Annotated in this window: 15 protein-coding genes, 2 tRNA genes and 1 pseudogene; 15 read left to right on the top strand and 3 right to left on the bottom strand. The window is 57.6% G+C overall.

Annotated features, from left to right (window positions below):
- Positions 1-64 precede the first annotated feature (64 nt).
- The 4 genes from EKH80_RS20530 (at position 65) to EKH80_RS20515 (ending at position 2,428) form a co-directional block, all read left to right on the top strand.
- A tRNA-Gly gene (locus EKH80_RS20530) sits at positions 65-140 on the top strand.
- Between the two features lie 82 nt (positions 141-222).
- A tRNA-Cys gene (locus tag EKH80_RS20525) sits at positions 223-296 on the top strand.
- Positions 297-545: 249 nt separating this feature from the next.
- Positions 546-1,241, top strand: coding sequence for a LuxR C-terminal-related transcriptional regulator (locus EKH80_RS20520; RefSeq protein WP_126686670.1), 696 nt, complete (start codon positions 546-548; stop codon positions 1,239-1,241).
- Positions 1,242-1,438: 197 nt separating this feature from the next.
- Entirely contained in the window at positions 1,439-2,428 is a 990-nt protein-coding gene (locus tag EKH80_RS20515; protein WP_126686669.1) for an AraC family transcriptional regulator, read from the top strand.
- A 111-nt stretch (positions 2,429-2,539) separates the two neighbouring features.
- Here the strand turns inward: EKH80_RS20515 and EKH80_RS20510 are convergent, their stop codons facing one another.
- The gene (locus EKH80_RS20510) at positions 2,540-2,908 is read right to left on the bottom strand and encodes a hypothetical protein (RefSeq protein ID WP_126686668.1); all 369 of its coding nucleotides are present in this window, start codon (positions 2,906-2,908) and stop codon (positions 2,540-2,542) included.
- A 149-nt stretch (positions 2,909-3,057) separates the two neighbouring features.
- Positions 3,058-3,705, bottom strand: a complete 648-nt coding sequence (locus EKH80_RS20505; RefSeq protein WP_126686667.1) for a dihydrofolate reductase family protein — start codon at positions 3,703-3,705, stop codon at positions 3,058-3,060.
- Positions 3,706-3,931: 226 nt separating this feature from the next.
- On the opposite strand from EKH80_RS20505, the gene EKH80_RS20500 reads away from it, so the two are divergent.
- Positions 3,932-4,408, top strand: a complete 477-nt coding sequence (locus EKH80_RS20500; protein WP_126686666.1) for a hypothetical protein — start codon at positions 3,932-3,934, stop codon at positions 4,406-4,408.
- A gap of 11 nt (positions 4,409-4,419) precedes the next feature.
- Here EKH80_RS20500 and EKH80_RS20495 read toward each other — a convergent pair whose 3' ends face one another.
- Positions 4,420-6,078, bottom strand: coding sequence for an MASE1 domain-containing protein (locus tag EKH80_RS20495; RefSeq protein ID WP_126686665.1), 1,659 nt, complete (start codon positions 6,076-6,078; stop codon positions 4,420-4,422).
- Positions 6,079-6,511: 433 nt separating this feature from the next.
- Here EKH80_RS20495 and EKH80_RS20490 point away from each other — a divergent pair, with 433 nt between their 5' ends.
- The 10 genes and pseudogenes from EKH80_RS20490 to EKH80_RS20455 all read left to right on the top strand — a co-directional run bounded on the left by EKH80_RS20490 (position 6,512) and on the right by EKH80_RS20455 (position 19,331).
- Positions 6,512-7,855, top strand: a complete 1,344-nt coding sequence (locus EKH80_RS20490) for a TolC family protein (protein ID WP_230473856.1) — start codon at positions 6,512-6,514, stop codon at positions 7,853-7,855.
- On the top strand, positions 7,852-8,988 hold the full coding sequence (locus EKH80_RS20485; RefSeq protein WP_126686663.1) for an efflux RND transporter periplasmic adaptor subunit: 1,137 nt from the start codon (positions 7,852-7,854) through the stop codon (positions 8,986-8,988). Before EKH80_RS20490 ends, EKH80_RS20485 begins: the two co-directional genes overlap by 4 nt.
- On the top strand, positions 8,985-12,023 hold the full coding sequence (locus EKH80_RS20480) for an efflux RND transporter permease subunit (RefSeq protein ID WP_126686662.1): 3,039 nt from the start codon (positions 8,985-8,987) through the stop codon (positions 12,021-12,023). Before EKH80_RS20485 ends, EKH80_RS20480 begins: the two co-directional genes overlap by 4 nt.
- Before the next feature lie 276 nt (positions 12,024-12,299).
- Positions 12,300-12,425: a hypothetical protein gene (locus tag EKH80_RS24365; RefSeq protein ID WP_268991929.1), complete on the top strand. Its 126-nt coding sequence runs from the start codon at positions 12,300-12,302 to the stop codon at positions 12,423-12,425.
- The gene (locus tag EKH80_RS20475; protein WP_126686661.1) at positions 12,409-12,666 is read left to right on the top strand and encodes a hypothetical protein; all 258 of its coding nucleotides are present in this window, start codon (positions 12,409-12,411) and stop codon (positions 12,664-12,666) included. Before EKH80_RS24365 ends, EKH80_RS20475 begins: the two co-directional genes overlap by 17 nt.
- A gap of 520 nt (positions 12,667-13,186) precedes the next feature.
- Positions 13,187-13,642: pseudogene (locus tag EKH80_RS24490) on the top strand (DUF6531 domain-containing protein); the annotation flags it as partial.
- A 168-nt stretch (positions 13,643-13,810) separates the two neighbouring features.
- Positions 13,811-16,543 carry an RHS repeat domain-containing protein gene (locus tag EKH80_RS20470; protein ID WP_158628908.1) on the top strand — a complete coding sequence of 911 codons (2,733 nt, stop codon included), beginning with the start codon at positions 13,811-13,813 and terminating at the stop codon, positions 16,541-16,543.
- 6 nt (positions 16,544-16,549) lie between these two features.
- Positions 16,550-17,401 (top strand): RHS repeat domain-containing protein, encoded by an 852-nt coding sequence (locus EKH80_RS20465; protein ID WP_126686659.1) that lies wholly within the window; start codon positions 16,550-16,552, stop codon positions 17,399-17,401.
- Positions 17,389-18,045, top strand: a complete 657-nt coding sequence (locus EKH80_RS20460; protein ID WP_126686658.1) for a hypothetical protein — start codon at positions 17,389-17,391, stop codon at positions 18,043-18,045. Before EKH80_RS20465 ends, EKH80_RS20460 begins: the two co-directional genes overlap by 13 nt.
- A gap of 332 nt (positions 18,046-18,377) precedes the next feature.
- A complete protein-coding gene (locus EKH80_RS20455) occupies positions 18,378-19,331 on the top strand; it encodes an acyltransferase family protein (RefSeq protein WP_126686657.1) in 954 nt (317 codons plus the stop codon).
- Positions 19,332-19,388 lie beyond the last annotated feature (57 nt).

Here is a 19,388-nt window from a genome sequence, read left to right as displayed (position 1 = left end):
GGAAGGGATGGCTCGCTTGGCTATTCACATTCCGCCAGGTTCTGATATAGTTACCGACTCCGATGCGGGAATAGCTCAGTTGGTAGAGCACGACCTTGCCAAGGTCGGGGTCGCGAGTTCGAGTCTCGTTTCCCGCTCCAGTTTCAAGCACAACCTCGGTGAGCCGAGGTTTTGTTTTTTCAAGCGAACCTAAGACCTGCTAAGGTTGCGGTTCCACGCACTGGCCAGGTGGCAGAGTGGTCATGCAGCGGCCTGCAAAGCCGTGTACGCCGGTTCGATTCCGACCCTGGCCTCCATTGCGGATGAAGAAGAAAGCGCCCCCTGTGGGCGCTTTTTTCTTTTCGAGCCAGCCGCACGAAAAGGGGCCGGAACTGAGACGCTCAAGCAAGCCGTTGGAGAGGGCTCGCCTAGACTTGCGTCCCGTCGGAGCGTCGAGGGATCGCATCGACATTCATCGGTGTTGATGGCGAGGACCAGGATTGAACCCGGACGATGCAGCCGTTCAGGCCACGATAAAAGTTTGCACGGGGCCTTCGTCCGTCCCTATGCAACCCACCAGTACCGACGCAGAATCGTTTGTCATCCGCGTTGCCATCGTCGACGGCGATCCGGGCTTTCTCGACGCGCTGAGCCAGCTGGTGCAGGATGCGCCGGGCATGCGATTGACGGGTGTTGCCGGTTCCCGCGCTGAGGGACTGACCCTGCTGAAGGGGGCGCCGGCGGACGTGCTGCTGATCGATCCGGGTTTGCCCGACGGCTCGGGTATTGACGTGATCCGCACGGCTGCCCGGAAATGGTCCGGTTGCAACATCATGGTCAGCACCCGTTTGGCCGGTGAAACGCACGTGTTGCGTTCCATCGAAGCCGGTGCAGCCGGCTATCTGCTGAAGAACAAGCCGGTGGCGCGGATGGTCGAGGAAATCCGTAGCCTTGCCAGCGGCGGCAGTCCCATCAGTCCGATCATTGCCCGGCAGATACTCGTGCATTTCCGGCAAGCCGGCACCCGCAGCGCTGCATGCAATGAGCTTGCAGCGGCTACTTCGTCCCCGCTATCCACTCGCGAGAAGGAAGTGCTGGGCTTCATTGCCAAGGGCCTCACGATGCCGGAAATCGCGAAGCTGCTGCTGCTGTCTCATTTCACCGTGCGGACTTTCGTGCGGCGCATCTACAGCAAGCTCAAGGTCACCTCCAAGGCAGAAGCCATCTATGAGGCGAGGATGCTGGGACTGGTGGTCGACTAGGAACGTGTGGCCTATGGTTCGTCCCCGGGGTTTCACGCACGGGATGAGCGTGCCAGGCCTGCAATGAACCAGCACAAACGGTGTGCTATAACGTCGCTGTCCAGTGGGTAAGCGAGAGGACTCATTGCGGCACTTTGACGGCGCTACGCTCAGCGGCCGCTTTTCTGGCGTTCCATTTTGCCGCTGGACCACGACTCATGCTCAGCCTCGGCATCACTTACCATCGGTTCGATGTTGCCGGGCTGCCGCCACAGCAGCAGCTACTGGCTTATTGCGAGCATCTTGGCCATGTCATCGAGGTGGCACCGACGCGTGAGCAGCTCCGGCAGCCCTTTATCTGCATCAACTCCCGTTATGACATCGGCGAATTCCGCATCAGCGACACCTATACGGACAGTGTCGTGATCGAACGCACCATCGCCCGCATTTCGCGCGATAACGTGCGCGGCATCGGTTTTACCATTTTCCTGGAAGGTGACGCTCATTCGGTCATGACGCTTGCCAAAAAGCGTGAGTCCAGCATGGGTGAGGGCAGCGTCCTTGCCACAGATCTCGATCAACCCGTATGCGTAATGCGCCAGGCGTGCAGATACATAACGCTGGTTGTCCCATCCAGCCTGCTGCGGCATGTGTTCGCTGACCCGGGGACCATCCATGGTCGCGTGCTCGATCCGCGCAAACCTGGTACGCGGCTTGTCGTCAAGCGTGCTAAAACCTTGGTTGAGAACTTCCGGCACATGTTGTTCGAGGACGCTCATCGCGGGCTCGCGGACCTCGTTCACCTGATCGCAGCGGCTTTCGGGGAGCAGGCTGGTTTGATTGGCAGTAAGCGAGCCGTCAGCCGCGCGCTGATGTTTGACGGTGTGCGGCGCTATGTCCGCGCCAACCTCCACGAGTGCGAACTGTCACCCCAGAGCATCATTGAATCGTTGGGGCTGCCTCGCAGCACGATTTATCGGCTGTTCGAGCATGAAGGCGGGCTTGGTGCCTACATCCAGCATCTTCGCTTGCGCGCCGCCGCTGACGAGCTGGTTAGAATTCCCAGGGTTCTGATCAAGGACATTGGCTATTCCGTCGGCTTCAAAAGCGCATCCCACTTTACACACGCCTTTCAGGGTGCCTATGGGATGACACCCCAGGAAATGCGTGTGAACGAGTTTGCCAATCAGGTACCCATGGACTCGTAGGCTGGGATGGCAATCCCAGCATCGCGCAGGCGCATGCATGGCAATGCTGGGTTTTGCAACCCAGCCTACGCTCTGCTTCATTGTGCGCGAGGTTTAATGCATGGGGGCCATTCAAGCCGCTCGACTGGCAAGCCAAAGCAGGAAGGCGATGGCAAAAAATACGACCCATGACAGATGCCTGCCACGAGTGAAGAAGAGCGGGAACAAGCCTGAAATAAGGGCGACGGCGCTGAAGACCTGAAGAACCGCCTTGGTGTGCAGCGACTGTACCGATGCCTGCAGAATAAGGGCAGCAATACCCCACCAGACGACAGTGAGTAGGTGCCAGGCGAATCGCAGCGTGCCCGTGGTGAATTCGGTTCCGCCGAAGAGTTTTGGCAAGTTGTCCCGTTTGAAGAGCCGAATGAGGATATAGCGTTCACCCAGATAGGAGTGAGCGATACCGGTAAGTAACAACAAAAATGCGGCGGTGACCAACATATTGCTTTTGCTGCCTGATACCTGGGTGGGTTGGGAAAGACCAGTAATGCCAGCTCGTAGGCTGGGAAGGCAATCGTAGGCTGGGTTGTAAAACCCAGCATTGCCATGCGTCAACTCGCGCAATGCGGGGATTGCCATCCCAGCCTACGTCACGCACGCTTTCTCAAAATGACATGCATCGCGCGTTCGCCAGCCAGGTGTTTCACGCATTCGTAGCCTAGTGCATGCATGTCCAAGCCATGCCAGAGGTTTTCGCCGGCGCCGAGCAAGACGGGCCGAACGGCCAGGTGCAATTCATCGATCAAGCCGGCTTGCAGGTACTGGCGAACGGTGGCGACACCGCCACCCAGGCGGACATCGCGGCCGCCTGCGGCAGCCTTGGCTTGTTCGAGTGCTGCATGGATGCCCTCAGTGACGAAGACGAATTCGGTGCCGCCGGCCATTTTGAGCGGTGCGCGCGGGTGCTGCGTCAGCACGAACACCGGCGTGTGATAGGGCGGTTCTTCGCCCCACCAGCCCTTCCAGTCTTCATTCGGCCAGGGGCCGCGGATCGGGCCGAACATGTTGCGGCCGATGATCCAGGCGCCGATGTTGGCGAAGCCTTGTTCGGCCATATCGTTGTCGATACCCGTTTCGCCGCCGTCCTGTCCTTGCTTGCGTTGCCACACGCGCGTGTGGAAGAACCATTCCATGAGTTCGGGGCCGCGTACGCCGAGAGGATGGTCCAGGCTTTGGTCGGGACCGGCACCGTAGCCGTCGAGGGATACGGCAAAGCTGTGGACGCGTAGTTGGGGCATGGGGGTCTCGTTGTGGGTCGACAAGATCGATGGGTGCCACAGCTTGCCACGATTCAAGCCGGCGCCGTCGCAGGAATACGCGATCAAGGAAACGTGAAGTCCGGACAAGGCTGCCGCGCGGCTGAATTGTGCGCCGGCTGAGCTGAAAAATTGTCCAGCTCGCACGCTCGTCCCCTGCTACATTTCGGCCTCCGGTAGGCGAACTACCATCAGCAGGGGAACTCCCATGTCCCGTACCCAAGGAAGTTTTGTTCGTAAAGCAGCATTCGCCGGCCTGACTGCGCTGTGCTTTTCCTCCGTGGCCTTTGCCCAGACCACCGCGCCGGCGTCCGGACTGGGTCAGTCCTGGCCGAACGCCGCAGACGTAAGCGCGCATCCAAATTGGCACGTATACGTTTTCGTGTTGAACGGCATCAAATACATCCAGGTCAACGACCTGAATGGCACGGTGCACGCGGCGGTGGGTACCGCCAACGGCACCTCGATCGTGTTGCCGGTGGGTGTGGATGCGCAAAACGTTTCCACGCCTGCGCCGAACGCGCCTGCATCGACGTCGTCCAGTGCGACTACGACGCAGACGGTCTATCAAGACAGCTCGACTACGGTAACGGCTACGCCTCAGAGCAGCGGGGCGACCGCGTTCAAAGTATTGAGTGTCGAATCTTGTCCTACCGCGTCATGCAGCGGCAGCGGCGGTTCCTGATGAGGTAAGGATTATTTAACCCACAGCCGCATGGGAGGAGCAAGGCGAGAGATCTCTCTTTGCTCCTCTTGGATCGCATCATGCAGCAATGCGGTCAGCTGCAGCCGATCCGCGGGCATGCGTAGATGGAGCAAGCCGTCGAAGATACGCGCATGGTCCCGTATTTCCGGGATGTCCAGCGTGCTTGCCCCCAGTTTGGCTGCCAGGCGCTTGCGTTCTTCCGAATGAAATACCGCACTGGCAACACCAGTTTCTTCCAGCACACCTTCTACGCGCAGCACGATCCAGCGCTTTCCGTTGGTTTCTCCCCCTCGCAGCACAAGGCTCACCCGGGTACAAGCGAGTCGGGAAGTCACATAGACCACCGCTTCGCACGCCGTTCGATAAGTGGCGGTAAGGACGGCAGGGGCCAGGCGGCTGAATCCTCGTCCGCTGATCTCGCAGCGATAGGCAATGCCCGCTTCGTCAAGGGCGCGCGCAACGGTTTCATTCAGGGCAGCTGGCAATCCTCGCTCACGCCAGGCTACGGGATGCAAGTTTTCCGCGAGGCGATAGACCTGACTCTGAGTATTTAGCGCTTGCTTGTAGAAGGCGTGGCTTTCGATGTTCGGCACGATACGCCGCATCTGCTCAAGCAAGCGGCTGTTGGTGATGTGCAAGGTTCCGGCAAGGTATTCCAGCGCCTGGGAGGTGTGCCGCATCCGCTGCTCACTAAGCTGGAGGCTCTGTCTTGCAACGCGTTGCACATTAAGCAGGCTGAGTCGCTCTTCTTCTTCTTTCGCAAGCTGGACGCTGATGCGCGCCCCGAGCGCAAACAAAGAGGTCACGGTAATGGTCAGAAACGCCATGGCCGTGTAGAGCTTACTATTCGGAGCCTCTTCGGGAGTAATCGAGATGGAAATGGATGCGATAACAAGGGGGCCGCTTATCGCTACGGCTCGCCAACCATGTTTGAGCGTCAGCCATGCCATAGGCAAGGCCATGGCGATGGTTGCGATCAGGCGGGTCTGGTCGTTGCCTGCCTGGTTTAGCCATGCAAGCAGGCAGATTGAGGGAATCAGCAGAACTGCCGTATCGAGCGCCAAACGGCTGCTCAGTAATTTGTGGAGTTGTTCACGCCATTGACCGGGCCGGGAATCAATCCACGCCATTAGTACCCAAGGCACGACCGAGACGATGGCCAGATAAGGGCCCAGGAAAAAATCCACCAGCCATGACAAGGGCGCAAACGGGCCATGTAGGGTTTTTGCGAGGGAGGCGGCGGTCCAGCTGTAGGCCATCGTACCCAGCGAGACAAGCAGGATGCAGGTGAGCAGCGCCTTTATGTCCACCACGTGTTCCGACTTGGAGGGGAGCGGCGGAAACTTGGTGCGGCACCACCAAACGATGGGCATGGCTACGGCAAAGGGCGGAATGCAGCGAAAAGCAATCCACGCTTGACCAAGGTCTGTACAGGGTAGAACTTCATACGCATTGGGTAGCGCTTCGCCCACAAACAGCGCAGGCCAATACCGATAGGGCACCAAGAGGAGGCAGGCCAAACGTATGCCGGCATGAATCGGCCAGTGCGCGGTGGAAAAATATGGATGTATCGCCAGATAAAGAAGAGCGTAGCCGACCGCAACCCCCAACTGCAGTAGCCAGTCGTTTGCCCACCAGCGCTTCCCCATGCGTCCTCCCCCGCTAAAGAAAATCCACAAGTTGTTGGCGTCCTTGCACACACACACGATCCCGCCAGATTAGCCTAAGGATAAAACATTGCCGGCCGTGAAGTCTGTGTGAGCACGGTCAAGAATTGGGCAGCCGGTGTCATATTTATGGATCAGACTTGGGTCTGGGCACAACTTTTTGCGAAATGGCGAGGCAGTGGCAGTCAGCTGGTTGGCCCGCATCTGTATCGGCCGAGGGTGAGGATACTTGAGAACGCCACGGCCTGTTTTCACCCAAAACTTGTTTCAAGACAATACAAAGTGTCAGCTAAGCCAAGGCAGCTAGCCTGGGTGCTGGACCAGGAACCCATGGTGGAGAATGCAGGTGCGGCTGCTCCGTAATGATTTGCCAGATGGCCGGGCATGGTCTCTCGCCCGCGTAATGCGGCTGGGCATGCTGGCATGTGCAGTAAGCCTCGCCGGCTGCGCGACCTATTCGCCCTTGCCGCTGGGCGAAGGGCAGGGGGCCAGGGACGTCTCGCAGCTCTCGGTCGACACCTCGACCATGCCGCTGCCGGCGCTGCGTTCTCATCGGTTCGATCTTTCCCACGGCATGGACGTCACCGACGTGACGATCCTGGCGGTGGCCAACAGCCCGGACTTGAAGGTGATGCGCGACCAACTGGGCGTCGCCAAGGCGCAGGCGTTCCAAGCAGGATTGCTGCCGGACCCGCAGATCTCCCTCAACCAGGAATACCTCACGCATCCCCTTCCGGGTTTCCGCACCTCGTCGGCTTACGGCATCAGCGAGGACATCACAAGTCTGCTGTTGCGCTCCACCCGCAAGGCGGCGGCCAATGCCCAGGCCGAGCAGGTGAACCTGGACCTGCTGTGGGCGGAGTGGCAAACGATTGCCCAGGCGCGGCAGCTGTTCAACCAGATCGTGTCGCTGCGGGAACTGCAGCAGCGGCTTGCGGTGGAGCAGGCCGCGTTGAAGCCCGTGGATGGCGTTGTGCGCAAGGCGTTGCAGCAGGGCAACCTCACCTTTGATGCTGCCAGCGCCGGTTTGAACGCCTATGCCGATGCCACCAAGCGGCTTTCCGACAACACGGTGCAATTGCATCAGGCCGAGCACGATCTGCGCCTGCTGCTCGGCCTGGCGCCGGATGCAGCGTTGGACCTGATCGGCGAGCCGTTCCAGACCTCGCCGACGCCCGACCAAGTGGAAGTCGCGCTGGCCAGCCTGCCGCAGCGGCGTCCGGACCTGCTGGCCCTGCAGGCCGGCTACAAATCGCAGGAAGCCACCTTGCGTGGCGCGATTCGCGCGCAATTCCCGGCGCTGACGTTTGGTCTGGATCGCCAAAGCGACAACTCGGGCGTCGGTTCGCACGGCATCAACATCGGCTTTACTTTGCCGCTGTTCGATCGTAACCGCGGCAACATCGCGATTGAAAAAGCGACGCGGCAGCAGCTCAAGGATGACTACGAAAACCGCGTACTGAGCACGCGCAACGACATCCGTCAGTTGCTGCTCGACCAGGACACACTGGCCAGACAGCGCGAACAGTCACAAGCACAATCCAAGCGTCTGGGCGAAGCACGCAGCGCTGCCGAAAGCGCATACCAACAGGGCCTGCTCGACTGGCCGACGTATTTGTCCATCCGCGCCAATGCGCTCGGTGCGGACATGGACTCCATCGCCGCGCGCGACCAGCAGTCGCAGCAGGCGATCGCGCTGGAAGCCCTGCTGGGCCGTACCGACCTCCAACCCTCTTCCGCAGCCGCCTCCCAACCATGAACCGATCTGTTTTTACGCGTGCCGCGCTGGCGGCCTTGATGCTTGCTGTGCTGGCCGGTTGCGGCAAAGGTGGTGACGCCGGCGATGACGGCGAAGCGCCGGAGGTGAAGGGCAGTGTGCTGGTCACCACCACCTCGCCGGTGAGCCAGACTTTCCACGACACCGTCCAGGCCTGGGGCACGGCGGCGGGCGATCCGCATCGCGCCGGCACGATCAGCCTGGGGCATGGCGGCCTGGTCACTGGCCTGCTGGCGGCGGGCGGACAATCGGTGCAGCGCGGGCAACCTTTGCTGCGCATTGCGCCCGATCCGGTTGCCCGCAACGCGTACCTGCAGGCACAAAGCGCGCTCGACCTGGCTACGGGTGAACTCAAGCGTATCGAGCAGATGGCCGCCCAGCACCTTGCCACGCAATCGCAGGTAGCCACCGCGCGCAAGGCGCTGGACGATGCCAAGGCCGGGCTCGAAGCGCAGCGCGCACTCGGCGGCGGCTCGACCGAGGAGACCATCAACGCTCCGGCCGATGGGGTGGTTACCGCACTCAACGTCAACCTGGGCGACCGTTTCCAGGCCGGCACGGCGCTGATGAGCTTCGCGCCTGCGCAGGCGTTGATTGCGCGCCTTGGCGCGCAGCCGGAGGAAGGCGTGCGCTTGAAGCCGGGCATGCCAGTGGAAGTGCAAAGCGCTTACGGCGCCGGTGAAACACTGCATGGCCGGCTCGATGTGGTCGGGCGTGCGATCGATGCGCAAACCCATCTGTTGCCATTGCAGGTCAGCTTGCCGGCGGAGGCGAGCAACGTGCTGGTGGCCGGTGCGGTGGTGCAGGCAAGCATCGACACCACCAACTACACCGCGTGGGCGTTGCCGCGCGCGGCAGTGCTGCAGGACGACAAGGGTGCTTATGTCCTGGTCGTCGAGCAGGACAAGGCCAAGCGCATCGACATAAGCCTGAAGCATCCGGACGGCGACACGGTCGGCGTGCAAGGTGCGCTCGATGCCAAGATGCAGGTCATCGTCAACGGCAATTACGAGCTCAACGACGGCGACGCCGTGCGTGAACACGACGAGCCTGCCAAGGAGGATGCCGGCAAGGACAAGGGGTCGGCCAAGGACAAGCAGGAGTCGGCCCAGTGAACAATGTGGTGTGGATCCAGCGGCATTGGCGCTCGCTGTTGTTCCTGGTGGTCATGCTCGCGATCGGCGGCATCGGCAGTGCCGTGTTCATGCCGGTGTCCATGTTCCCGAACGCACAGTTCCCGCGCATCATGCTTTCGCTCGATGCCGGCGATCGCCCTGCCGACCAGATGGCGATTGCCGTCACTACACCGATCGAAACCGCGCTGCGCCGGGTGCCAGGCGTGCGCAACATCCGTTCCACCACCAGTCGTGGCAGCGCGGACGTTTCGATCAGCTTCGACTGGGGCACGGACATGAGCCGTGCGTACGGCGACGTCAGCGCCGCCGCCAGTCAGGTGCTGCCGGAGCTGCCGGCGGGAACGCAGCTCACCACGCGCCGTATGGACCCGAGTTCGTACCCGATGCTGGCGTACAGCCTGCGCTCGCACACGCTGTCGCCCAGCGCCTTGTACGACCTGGCACAGTATCAATTGCGGCCTTTGCTCAGCGGCATCGCCGGTGTTGCGCGCGTGCAAGTGCAGGGCGGCGAGGTGGCGGAATTCCATGCGGACGTGGATCCGAACCGCCTGCGCGCACAGGATCTGAGCCTCACCGACGTGGCCACGGCTGTCGGCCATGCAGCCACCATCGAAGCGATGGGGCATGTCTCCGATCACTACAAGCTCTATTTGCTGCTGGCGCAGAACCAGCCGCGCACGGTGGAGGCGCTGCGGCAGATCGTGGTGCGCACGGATGGCCATGGCATCGTGCGCCTGGGCGATATCGCCGACGTCACGCTCAGTCATGTACCGCAGTGGATTCGCGTCACGGCTGACGGGCAGGACGCGGTAACAATGCAGATTCTGCAGCAGCCGGACGGCAACAGCGTGCAGATCGCGCGCGACGTCAAGCAGCGCCTGCAGGATTACGCGCCACAGATGCCGGCCGGTGTGCAGGTTGCCAACTGGTACGACCAGTCGCAACTCGTCACCGGGGCAGCCGGCAGCGTGCGCGACGCCATCCTGATCGGCATCGTGCTGGCTGGGCTGGTGTTGTTCCTGTTCCTGCGCAATACGCGGGTGATTTTCGTCGCCATGCTGGTGGTGCCGTCGGTGCTGGCGATCACCGTGCTGCTGCTGCACGTGCTGGGCATGAGCTTCAACATGATGACGCTCGGCGGCATGGCGGCGGCGGTAGGCCTGATCATCGACGACGTGATCGTGATGCAGGAACACATCATGCGCCGCCTGCATGGCGCAAGCGACGACGTGAGCGCGCGGATCGGGCGTGCGGCATGGGAGTTCACCCGGCCGTTGACCGGTTCCAGCGCAGCGACGGTGGTGATCTTCGTGCCGCTGGCGTTCCTCACCGGTGTCACTGGCGCATTCTTCAAGGCTTTGTCGCTGACCATGGCCAGCGCCCTGGTGATTTCCTATCTGCTGACCTGGATCGTGGTGCCGTTGCTGTCGGAGCGGCTGCTGGACCCGCATCACATCGCGGATCATTCGTCCGGCCGTGGCGCGCAGCACATCAAGCAGCGTTACGAAAGCGTGCTCAAGCGCTGGCTGCAGCGGCCGGTGTGGATCCTCGTGCTAGTGCTCCCCCTGGTCGGCGTCGGTGCGCTGGCCTTCAGCCAGGTCGGCACCGGTTTCATGCCGGCCATGGATGAAGGCGGCTTTACCTTCGACTACCTGTCCAAGCCGGGCACCTCGCTGGAAGAAACCGGACGGCTGCTCAATCAGGTCGAAGCCATCATCCGCGCCAATCCCTACGTGGATACCTATGCGCGACGCACTGGCCTGCAGCTTGGCGATGCGCTGTCGGAGGCCAACACGGGCGATATCTTCATTCGTCTGAAAAACGGCTCGCGTCCTTCCACCGAAGAAGTCATGAACGACATCCGCAAGGAGGTCGAGGAAAAGGTGCCGGGCCTCGATGTGGAAGTGTCGCAGCTGATGGAAGACATGATCGGCGACCTGGTGGCCGTGCCGCAGCCGATCGAGATTCAGCTGTACAGCGACAGCGCCGACGAACTCAATGACACCGCGCAGAAAGTGGCCGATGCGCTGGGCAAGATCAACGGCGTCAATGGCGTGCTGCCGGGCATCAACCCGGCCGGCGATGCCCTGGTCATGAGCGTGGACCCGGCCAAGGCGGCCTTGCAGGGACTTGATCCGCAGGCCGTGACGGATCAAGTCAACGCGGCGATCGAAGGTACCGTCGCTACGCAGCTGCCCACGGAAGGCAAGATGGTGGGCGTGCGCGTACGTTTGCCAAATGCCGCCTATAAGCGCCTGGAACAGGTGTCGGCGCTGCCCATTCGCGCAGCGGACGGCCATTTGCTGCCACTGTCGCAGATCGCCAAGCTTGAGATCGTGCAGGGGCAGCCGGAAATCACGCGCAACGACTTGAAGCGCATGGTGGCGGTCACCGGCCGCATCAGCGGGCGCAGCATGGGCTCGGTGATCAACGACGTGAAGCTGATGCTGGCCAGGCAAGGCATGTTGCCCAAGGGCATGTATTACCAGCTCGGCGGCTTGTACCAGCAGCAGCAGCAAGCTTTCAAAGGCCTGACTGTGGTGCTGTTCGCCGCCATCGCCCTGGTGTTTACGCTGCTGTTGTTCCTCTACGAAAGTTTCCGTGCCGCGCTGGTGATCATGCTGATGCCCTTGCTGGCGATCGGCGCGGTGTTCATCGGGCTGTGGTTGACCGGCATCGAGTTGAACATCTCCGCGATGATGGGTATGACCATGATCGTCGGCATCGTGACGGAAGTGGCGATCTTCTACTTCTCCGAACTGGAAGACATCGTTGGCAAGATGCCGTTGCATGATGCCTTGCTGGAGGCGGCCCGGCATCGTATGCGGCCGATCCTGATGTCGACCATGGCGGCGATCCTCACCTTGTTGCCGCTGGCCTTGGCCCTGGGGGCCGGCTCGCAGATGCAGCAGCCGCTGGCCGTGGCGATCATCTCCGGCCTGCTGCTGCAGGTGCCGCTGGTGCTGTTGGTGATGCCCGCGTTGTATGGCGTTCTGATGCGGCGACGCGCGTAGGCTTGGATGCCAATCGTAGGCTGGGTTGCAAAACCCAGCATCACCATGCATGCACCCTGCGCGATGCTGGGATTGTCATCCCAGCCTACGCCGCTGTATTGCTTAAGCTTTTGAGCGGCCTGGGAGTCATTCCCTGTCGCCAAGCTTAAGTGCATCCAGGCCATTAGTCATGGTCTGAAGCCCTAATTTTTTCTCTAAAACTTAGATTGGTACTCCCGAACTAGGCCGCCATGGTGGCGGTCGCCCCATGACTTTGGGAGCAAAGCAAGGGACGCAGTGATCGCGTTCAATCGTCTGGGCCTTGGAGATACCTCGCTGACGCAACTGGGCCAAGTGCAAGGCGGCTCGTCTTCGCTGGGTCAGGCCGGCAACCGAGGCTATGTGATTGCCGCGCACCGCTAGCGGCAACCTCGTCCTGAAGGGCGCCGATGAAGGCGTGCTGTTCGACGGCCTGTCGCTCAACGCGCTGCGCACCTGCAACAGCCTCGGCCAGCTGAGTACCAATCGTCGGAGTTACGGCTTCAGCCGCTACCTCAACAGCCTCACTGGCACGCTCAATACTGACGGTAGTGGAATTACGCGCACCGATGACGATGGCTCCAGCGTTATCTACTACTACAACACCACGCAGGTGTGTACGTGAGCCGCCGGCAGAACAGTGCCGTCGATACGCTGAGCTGGAATTCTACGAATTCCACTTGGACCTGGACCGATGCCGCAGATGCATTGCGTCGCATCCGGAAGCTACCTGAGATGGTGAAAGCCTTCTTTCGCCAACCCGAATGCCGATACGCTGCAACTTAACATTATTTCCTATGAAGTTAGTAATTATCGAACTTATGTGCGATAGTGGTTTCAATTTCTATTAGGCCTCGCGTCAGCGTGTAGGGAAAATCCTACATTCAAATGCACATACGCTGTCATACACTCTAATGTAGATTCGCTAGTCAGCTCTCCTCACCGACTTTGATCAGTTTGGGCCAACAGGGGGTAAAGGATGACTGTCTTTACGAGAAGGCTCGCAACCGAATCCACGATCGTTCGGGGTCTACGGGCCAATGGCTATACCAATCCATGGCTTAGCAGACTCGTCACTTCGTTCTGTACGTTCCTGCTAGTCGCTAGTTGCAACGTCTTTGCCGAAGCCTACGTTCCAGTAGGTGATGTTGGCGGGAGCGGGGGGGGCTTCTACGAATTCCGAATCCCAGAATGGTCTCGATACATATAATGTTCCTGGCATTACAGTGAGACCACCAGCAGAACCACCTCCGGGCAACATAACTTCGCTCGGTGCTATCACCGTTATCGGTGAGATTGCACCTCCCGTCTCTGCCCCACCTGTGCAAGTCAGCAAATCACCGGGGTCTGTAACGACGCTTGGGCAAGTCACGGTAAACGCGAATGTGGATAGTACGAGATCTAAATGCGAGGGGGATCAGCCAACAGCCGCAGACCCGATCGTATTAAGTACCGGCACAAAGGTGGAATCGGTAACCGATTTCTCCCTCCCAGGCGAGATGGGATTAAGCTTCACTCGCTACTACAGTTCCTCTGTATACAACAATGGGGACTATGCAAGTACGCATGTGGGCGGGTGGAAAACTAACTACGATTACCTACTTTATATAGATATCACACAGACTACCGGCTGCGACTACACATCAAGTAACAGCCTTTGCCCATTAATCTTGATCCATCCCGATGGGACCGTTGTTCAATTTGGCCCTGGAACCGCAAATAGCGACGGAAGCGCGTCATTCAAACAACTAAAGAATGGCGTCGCGACGATGACACGCAACAGTGACGGATCTTATGTCATTCACGATGAAGATTCCAAGGTCCTTACTTTTAGCAATACGCTTTACTTGTTGACTTATTTTTCGTTGACATCAATTAAAGATTCAGCAGGCGTTGGCTGGAACTTTAGTTATCCGAACTCCGCGGACACCATTGTTACGCACACATCGGGCCAATCCGTGTCATTGCATTGGGTACGAGGCAGCGATGGCGCCACTACTCAACTTACTGTCGTTGATCCGGCGGGCAACACGTATTCATACAATACCGTTATGCCTACTGGAACTGTCGGAAATATCGCTGCAACGAGATATCTTTGGGGCGAGCTTCAATCCGCAACGCTACCCGGATCAGGAGGCGGCACAACAGTTGCATATAAATATATCAATGACACGGGAGGAGCCGACGGATTCGGCAGCTACCAATATGCTTTGACCGAGGTTGACTATAACGGGGTTGCGCATGACCTAACTAGTTATAACGCTTTAGGTCAGGCCGTGCAGACCGAAATGGCCGACGGAACGCAACAAACAAATATTACTTATAACAGCAACAGTACGGGGCCGACTGCCACGATCACAAATCCGCTTAGCCATGTCGCAGTGTACCAGTTCAACGCAAAATCAAACCTCGTATCCATAACGGGTCAAGCTTCCGCACATTGCGCCGCCAGTTTTAGTTCCCGGAGCTACGATGCCAATGACAATGTTTCGTCAGAAACTGACAACAATGGAAACGTCACGAACTATACGTACGCGGCAAACGGCGAAATACAACAAAAAATAGAGAATCCAGGTGCCAGTCAGCGAGTAACAAACTACGTGTGGGACACCACGCCGGGCACGGATCGACTGCTATCCATCACTGTGGCTGGATATTTGCAAACAGCCTTTACGTATACGCCGCAAGGCCGACTGGCGAGCGTTACGCAAACGAATCTGACAAACAACGGCGTAGCAAATCAGTCATACACGACTTCTTATGGCTATGCGTTGTATCCGAATGGAATGGTTTCGAATGCTGTTACGACCTTGCCTTCACCGAATGGGGTGAACACTCTGACCTATGCCTACGACAATTTAGGCAATGTTACGCGCATTTCGAACGCCTTAGGTCAGGCAACAACGTATGGCAATTTCACATCACTTGGCGGCCCTCAGACTGTTACGTCAGTGAACGGCGACGTGACGAACTACACCTATGATGTACGTGGACGAACGTCGACGAAGACGACGCATCCCAATGGCGGAAGCGCCATGTGGTCGTATGGCTACGATGGCTTCGGCTTGTTGGTCAGTGAATCTGGGCCTGATGGACGGGTCACCACCTGGAATCGTAACCAGGAGATGCAAGTGACGTCGATCACCCACAATGATAAAGATGGCACTTCCACCGAGAGTTTCCAATACGACGCTAACGGGGATATCACTCAGTACACCATCGCGCGTGGCAGTTCGACAAGCCTTATTGAGAACGTCACTTATGACGAGCTGGGCAGGGTGCATCAACGTTTAGGCCAGCATGGTCAGTTGCTGGCTTATGCTTACGACAGCAATGGCAATGTGGTGTCCGTCACCAATGCCGCCGGCCATGTGACCAGCTATCAATACGACGCGTTGGACCGTGTCACCAAGACCGTAGAGAGTGGTGGTGCCAGTCCGTCGGTCGGAAGCACAGCACAGGCGACCGCCACGATCAGCTACCTTCACGACGCCGGGAATCAACTCACGAGCGTTACCGATCCGCGTGGCCTGGTCACCGGCTATGTCTACGATGGCTTGGGGCAGCTTTGGCAGCAAACCAGCCCCGATACCGGCACCACCAGCTTTATCTACGATGGCAATGGTCGCCGCTCCAGCATGACGCGCGCGAACGGCGTTCAGACCATGTATGTCTACGACGCCATCGGTCGTGTCACTGGCATCAGTGCGGGTGGGCAATCCCATAGCTTTACTTACGACAGCTGCACCAATGGCACGGGCCGCCTGTGCACGGCTGCTGATGCGAGCGGTCAGGTGGGTTACAGCTATACGCCAGAGGGTTGGGTAAGCAATCGCTCCTTCACGATTGGAAGCGTGAATTACTCGGTGGGTTATACCTACAACGCGACAGGGGACGTTGCTGCGGTGATCTATCCGGACGGCAATCAGGCCATCTACAACTACACGAATGGTGTGGTGTCTTCCGTCAGTTTGAACGTGGGTGGCAAGGGGATGACCGCGGCCAGCCAGATCACCTATCAACCGCGAGACGTTGCGATGGCGAGCTGGGTGGGCAGCAATGGTTTGAGCACCCTCTTGTTTTACGACACCGACGGCCGGTTCACGGGTGCCAACGTGCCGGCGGTGCTGACTTACGGGATTTACTACGACAACGCCGATCGCATCAGCAAGAAGCAAGATTTCATCTCACCCGTTCTGACCGAGAACTTCGGCTATGACGAGCAGTCGCGGCTGGTTTCGGAAACAGGCGGTGCGAATAACGAATCCTATCAATACGACGCCAACGGCAACCGCATCGCCCAGACGGTCAACGGCACCAGCATGAACCTCATCTACGAAGGCGGCAGCAACCGGATGATCAATGCCGGGGGCGTCACTTTCGGCTATGACGCAATGGGGAACACCACCACCGCGAATGGGAAAAGTGGATGGCAATTCGATCCCTTCAATCGCATGACATCGGATTCTGGTAATACGTATTACATCGATCCGCTAGGGTAGCGACTGATGAAGTCGGTCAGCGGCACGACGACCTATTTCGCGCCGGACGAAAGCAACAACCTGATCGCTGAAAATGATGCTGGCGTGTGGGTAGACTATCTTTGGCTCAACGGCCGTCTGATTGGCCGCATCCATGGAGGGCAGGTGCAGGACATTCATGTGGATCACCTGGGGCGTCCTGAGGCGATGACGGATGCGAACCAAACGGTGGTGTGGCGCGCGATGAACTTTCCGTTTTCGCGGTCGGTGGCCACCAATAATGTGGTGCCTCTTAACATCGGATTCCCGGGCCAGTATTTCGATGCGGAGCTGAATCTTTGGAACAACGGGAGTCGGGATTACTTCTACTGGGTGGGACGGTATCTTGAGAGTGATCCCATTGGGCTTGGGGGTGGAATCAACACGTATACCTACGCCGGTGGGAATCCGCTTAGTCACAGTGATCCCCTGGGAATGGATGAGTTTGGCGATATGCAGGGTGCATTTTGTCCAGGCGGCTTGTGCACGCTTCCCCAAAATATGATTCAAAATTCATGGGGTACACCCAATATGGCGCCGGTGTATATTATGGATAGTGCGGCTTTAATTATGTCTGGCGGCGCTGTTCTCCCAGAAGTTGGGCTTGGAGGATTCGCACGAACCTTGTTGCTGGCGAATGCGGTGAATGGAGCCTTGGATGTGCCACCAGCTATAATTGCTGGCGAAATGCCGACTCAAGAAATATTGGCTCAAGAGTTGGAATACATCGTGGAGGAATTTGAATCCATTCCGCCCCCGCGGATTCTTCCAGTTCCAACGTCCGTCGTGGCCTCACCGCTGGCAGTGCCGGCAGGCGATCGGAATTCATGTCCACGATAAAACACGAAGAAAGTATCACCGCTTTACTTTGGAGTAAGGTTGCTTCTGCTCGATCGGGAGACCCTAAAGAAGCGATTGCCGCAGCCATGTTGATCCATAAATTTCCATCGATAGCGCAGCGCACGGGATTGAGTTCAGAGTACGCATTCTTGCTAAATTTCGGTATGCGATCAAATGATCCTGAAGTCCTTGTTGCTACGGGAGAAGCCTTGTTTTATGGGAAAAAATTAGCGCGTAACCTAATTAGTGGCATGCGCTATCTTGCAAGGGCAAACAAATTGTCACCATTTATGGGGGCATTTATGATTGGACGGTTATCTATACTTCAAAATCGTCCAATAGTCAGAAGGATGCTGCGGAAGGGAGCAAGGGCGGGGCATGTTCCTTCGGCTCTTCTATTAGCAAGGCTTGAGTACAGGAAGATCAAAAAATATTTGATTATTTTTACATTGCCAAGCTATTTAATCTTTGCAATAAAATGTAAAAGGTTAGTCGCGGACGGACTAAAAGATAAAGAGAATTTATATATGCGATTTTGGCGCTACAAAGACATAGGCTTGGAAATAGATAAGGAGCTAGTCAAGGCCATGCCTATAGACAGGGCTTCTCCGTTCGAAGATATAGAGGAAGCCTTGTCGGATTGAATAAATTCCTAGTTTGTTACGGGGTTCAGATCACGTCGAAGCAGTGGCGACGTGGGTGAGCGAAGCTGAAGCCCCCACGTGAGGTTCGCGATCTTGGCAATGAGCGCTGTTCAATTGCAGCTAGGCATATCTCTGGCGGAATTTCTGGACCAATTCGGCACGGAAGCGAGTTGCGCTCGTGCACAGCATAGGGCGCGTTGGCCGAAGGGCTTGGTAAATCGGGACATTAAAAAATCCGCGCGTTTCAAATCAGGGGTTGTTCCTGCTGGTCAAAATTTGACCGTGCAACGGAATAATCGAAATTTTATGCTATTTATTTGACGACTTATCAAATGAATAAAATCGAGGCAAATGATCGAGGAAATTCCTACGACCTGATGCGGCATTTCGCTGCGCTGCTTGTGTTATACAGTCATCAATTTGCTTTGCATGGATCGGTGGAGCCAATTTATCCATTTTGGGACACCTATGGCTACGTTGCAGTCGCCATCTTCTTTTCAATCTCCGGCTACTTTATGCCGGCCAGCTTTAAACGATCCGGCAATTTTGTCGAATTCAGCAAGCGTCGGTTAAGGCGTCTGTTGCCTGCCATGGTAGTGTGCTCGTTCTTGATGACCTATGTACTGGGTGTGATCTACACAAACGATCCCAAATGGAGCTACTTGGCGTCAAATGGGGCATTAGTAACTTTTCTGAAGTATTCGCTATTTTTGGGCCGAGCGATACCAGGGGTTTTTGCAAACTATATTTATCCTAATGCAGTAAATGGAAGTCTCTGGACGCTGCCCATCGAGTGCGTCTGTTACATTGCCATCGGAATCGCGCTGTCTTTTTCACAATCCTGGAAGGTCATTCTTGCCCTCTTCGTCGGGTCGATTCTGGGAACGGCATCGCTTGTGCATACCGGTACCGGCTTTATGTTTTACGGTGTCCCGCTGAATTACCTTTGCATGTTCGGGATCTGCTTTAGTGGCGGAGCCTTGCTGTCCGTAACAAAAGAGGCGTGGTATCCAAATAGGTGGTTGCTGTTGGTGTTTGGCATTTTTGGCATGTTCCTCATGCCAAGCAAGCTCGAATATGGTGTTCTCGGAACGCTTGGCATTACACTCGTTGTTGCGGTTATCGGGGAGTCATTCAGTGATAAATTGATAAATGGTAGATTCGATATTTCGTACGGTGTGTATATTTACGGATTTCCGATCCAGCAAATCGTTATTAATGAAGTCACCCATCGGTTCTGGCCTGGAATCGTAAGCTCCCCCAGGTCCTGGACATGCGGGAAGTAGAACTTTCTGGCATCTTTTCCGCCAGGAGGTGTCATGAAGAAATCCAAATTCAGCGAG

The sequence above is a fragment of the Dyella choica genome (genome assembly GCF_003977665.1).
GTDB lineage: Bacteria > Pseudomonadota > Gammaproteobacteria > Xanthomonadales > Rhodanobacteraceae > Dyella_B > Dyella_B choica.
The sequence above is the reverse complement of the archived record's forward strand: the minus strand, read 5'-3'. Positions and strand labels throughout refer to the sequence as shown.

Excerpts from the sequence above, each read along its gene's own strand:
- EKH80_RS20520 (WP_126686670.1), top strand. The coding sequence starts at position 546 with ATGCAACCCACCAGTACCGACGCAGAATCGTTTGTCATCCGCGTTGCC.
- EKH80_RS20515 (WP_126686669.1), top strand. The coding sequence starts at position 1,439 with ATGCTCAGCCTCGGCATCACTTACCATCGGTTCGATGTTGCCGGGCTG.
- EKH80_RS20510 (WP_126686668.1), bottom strand. The coding sequence starts at position 2,908 with ATGTTGGTCACCGCCGCATTTTTGTTGTTACTTACCGGTATCGCTCAC.
- EKH80_RS20505 (WP_126686667.1), bottom strand. The coding sequence starts at position 3,705 with ATGCCCCAACTACGCGTCCACAGCTTTGCCGTATCCCTCGACGGCTAC.
- EKH80_RS20500 (WP_126686666.1), top strand. The coding sequence starts at position 3,932 with ATGTCCCGTACCCAAGGAAGTTTTGTTCGTAAAGCAGCATTCGCCGGC.
- EKH80_RS20495 (WP_126686665.1), bottom strand. The coding sequence starts at position 6,078 with ATGGGGAAGCGCTGGTGGGCAAACGACTGGCTACTGCAGTTGGGGGTT.
- EKH80_RS20490 (WP_230473856.1), top strand. The coding sequence starts at position 6,512 with ATGCTGGCATGTGCAGTAAGCCTCGCCGGCTGCGCGACCTATTCGCCC.
- EKH80_RS20485 (WP_126686663.1), top strand. The coding sequence starts at position 7,852 with ATGAACCGATCTGTTTTTACGCGTGCCGCGCTGGCGGCCTTGATGCTT.
- EKH80_RS20470 (WP_158628908.1), top strand. The coding sequence starts at position 13,811 with ATGACACGCAACAGTGACGGATCTTATGTCATTCACGATGAAGATTCC.
- EKH80_RS20465 (WP_126686659.1), top strand. The coding sequence starts at position 16,550 with ATGAAGTCGGTCAGCGGCACGACGACCTATTTCGCGCCGGACGAAAGC.
- EKH80_RS20460 (WP_126686658.1), top strand. The coding sequence starts at position 17,389 with ATGTCCACGATAAAACACGAAGAAAGTATCACCGCTTTACTTTGGAGT.
- EKH80_RS20455 (WP_126686657.1), top strand. The coding sequence starts at position 18,378 with ATGAATAAAATCGAGGCAAATGATCGAGGAAATTCCTACGACCTGATG.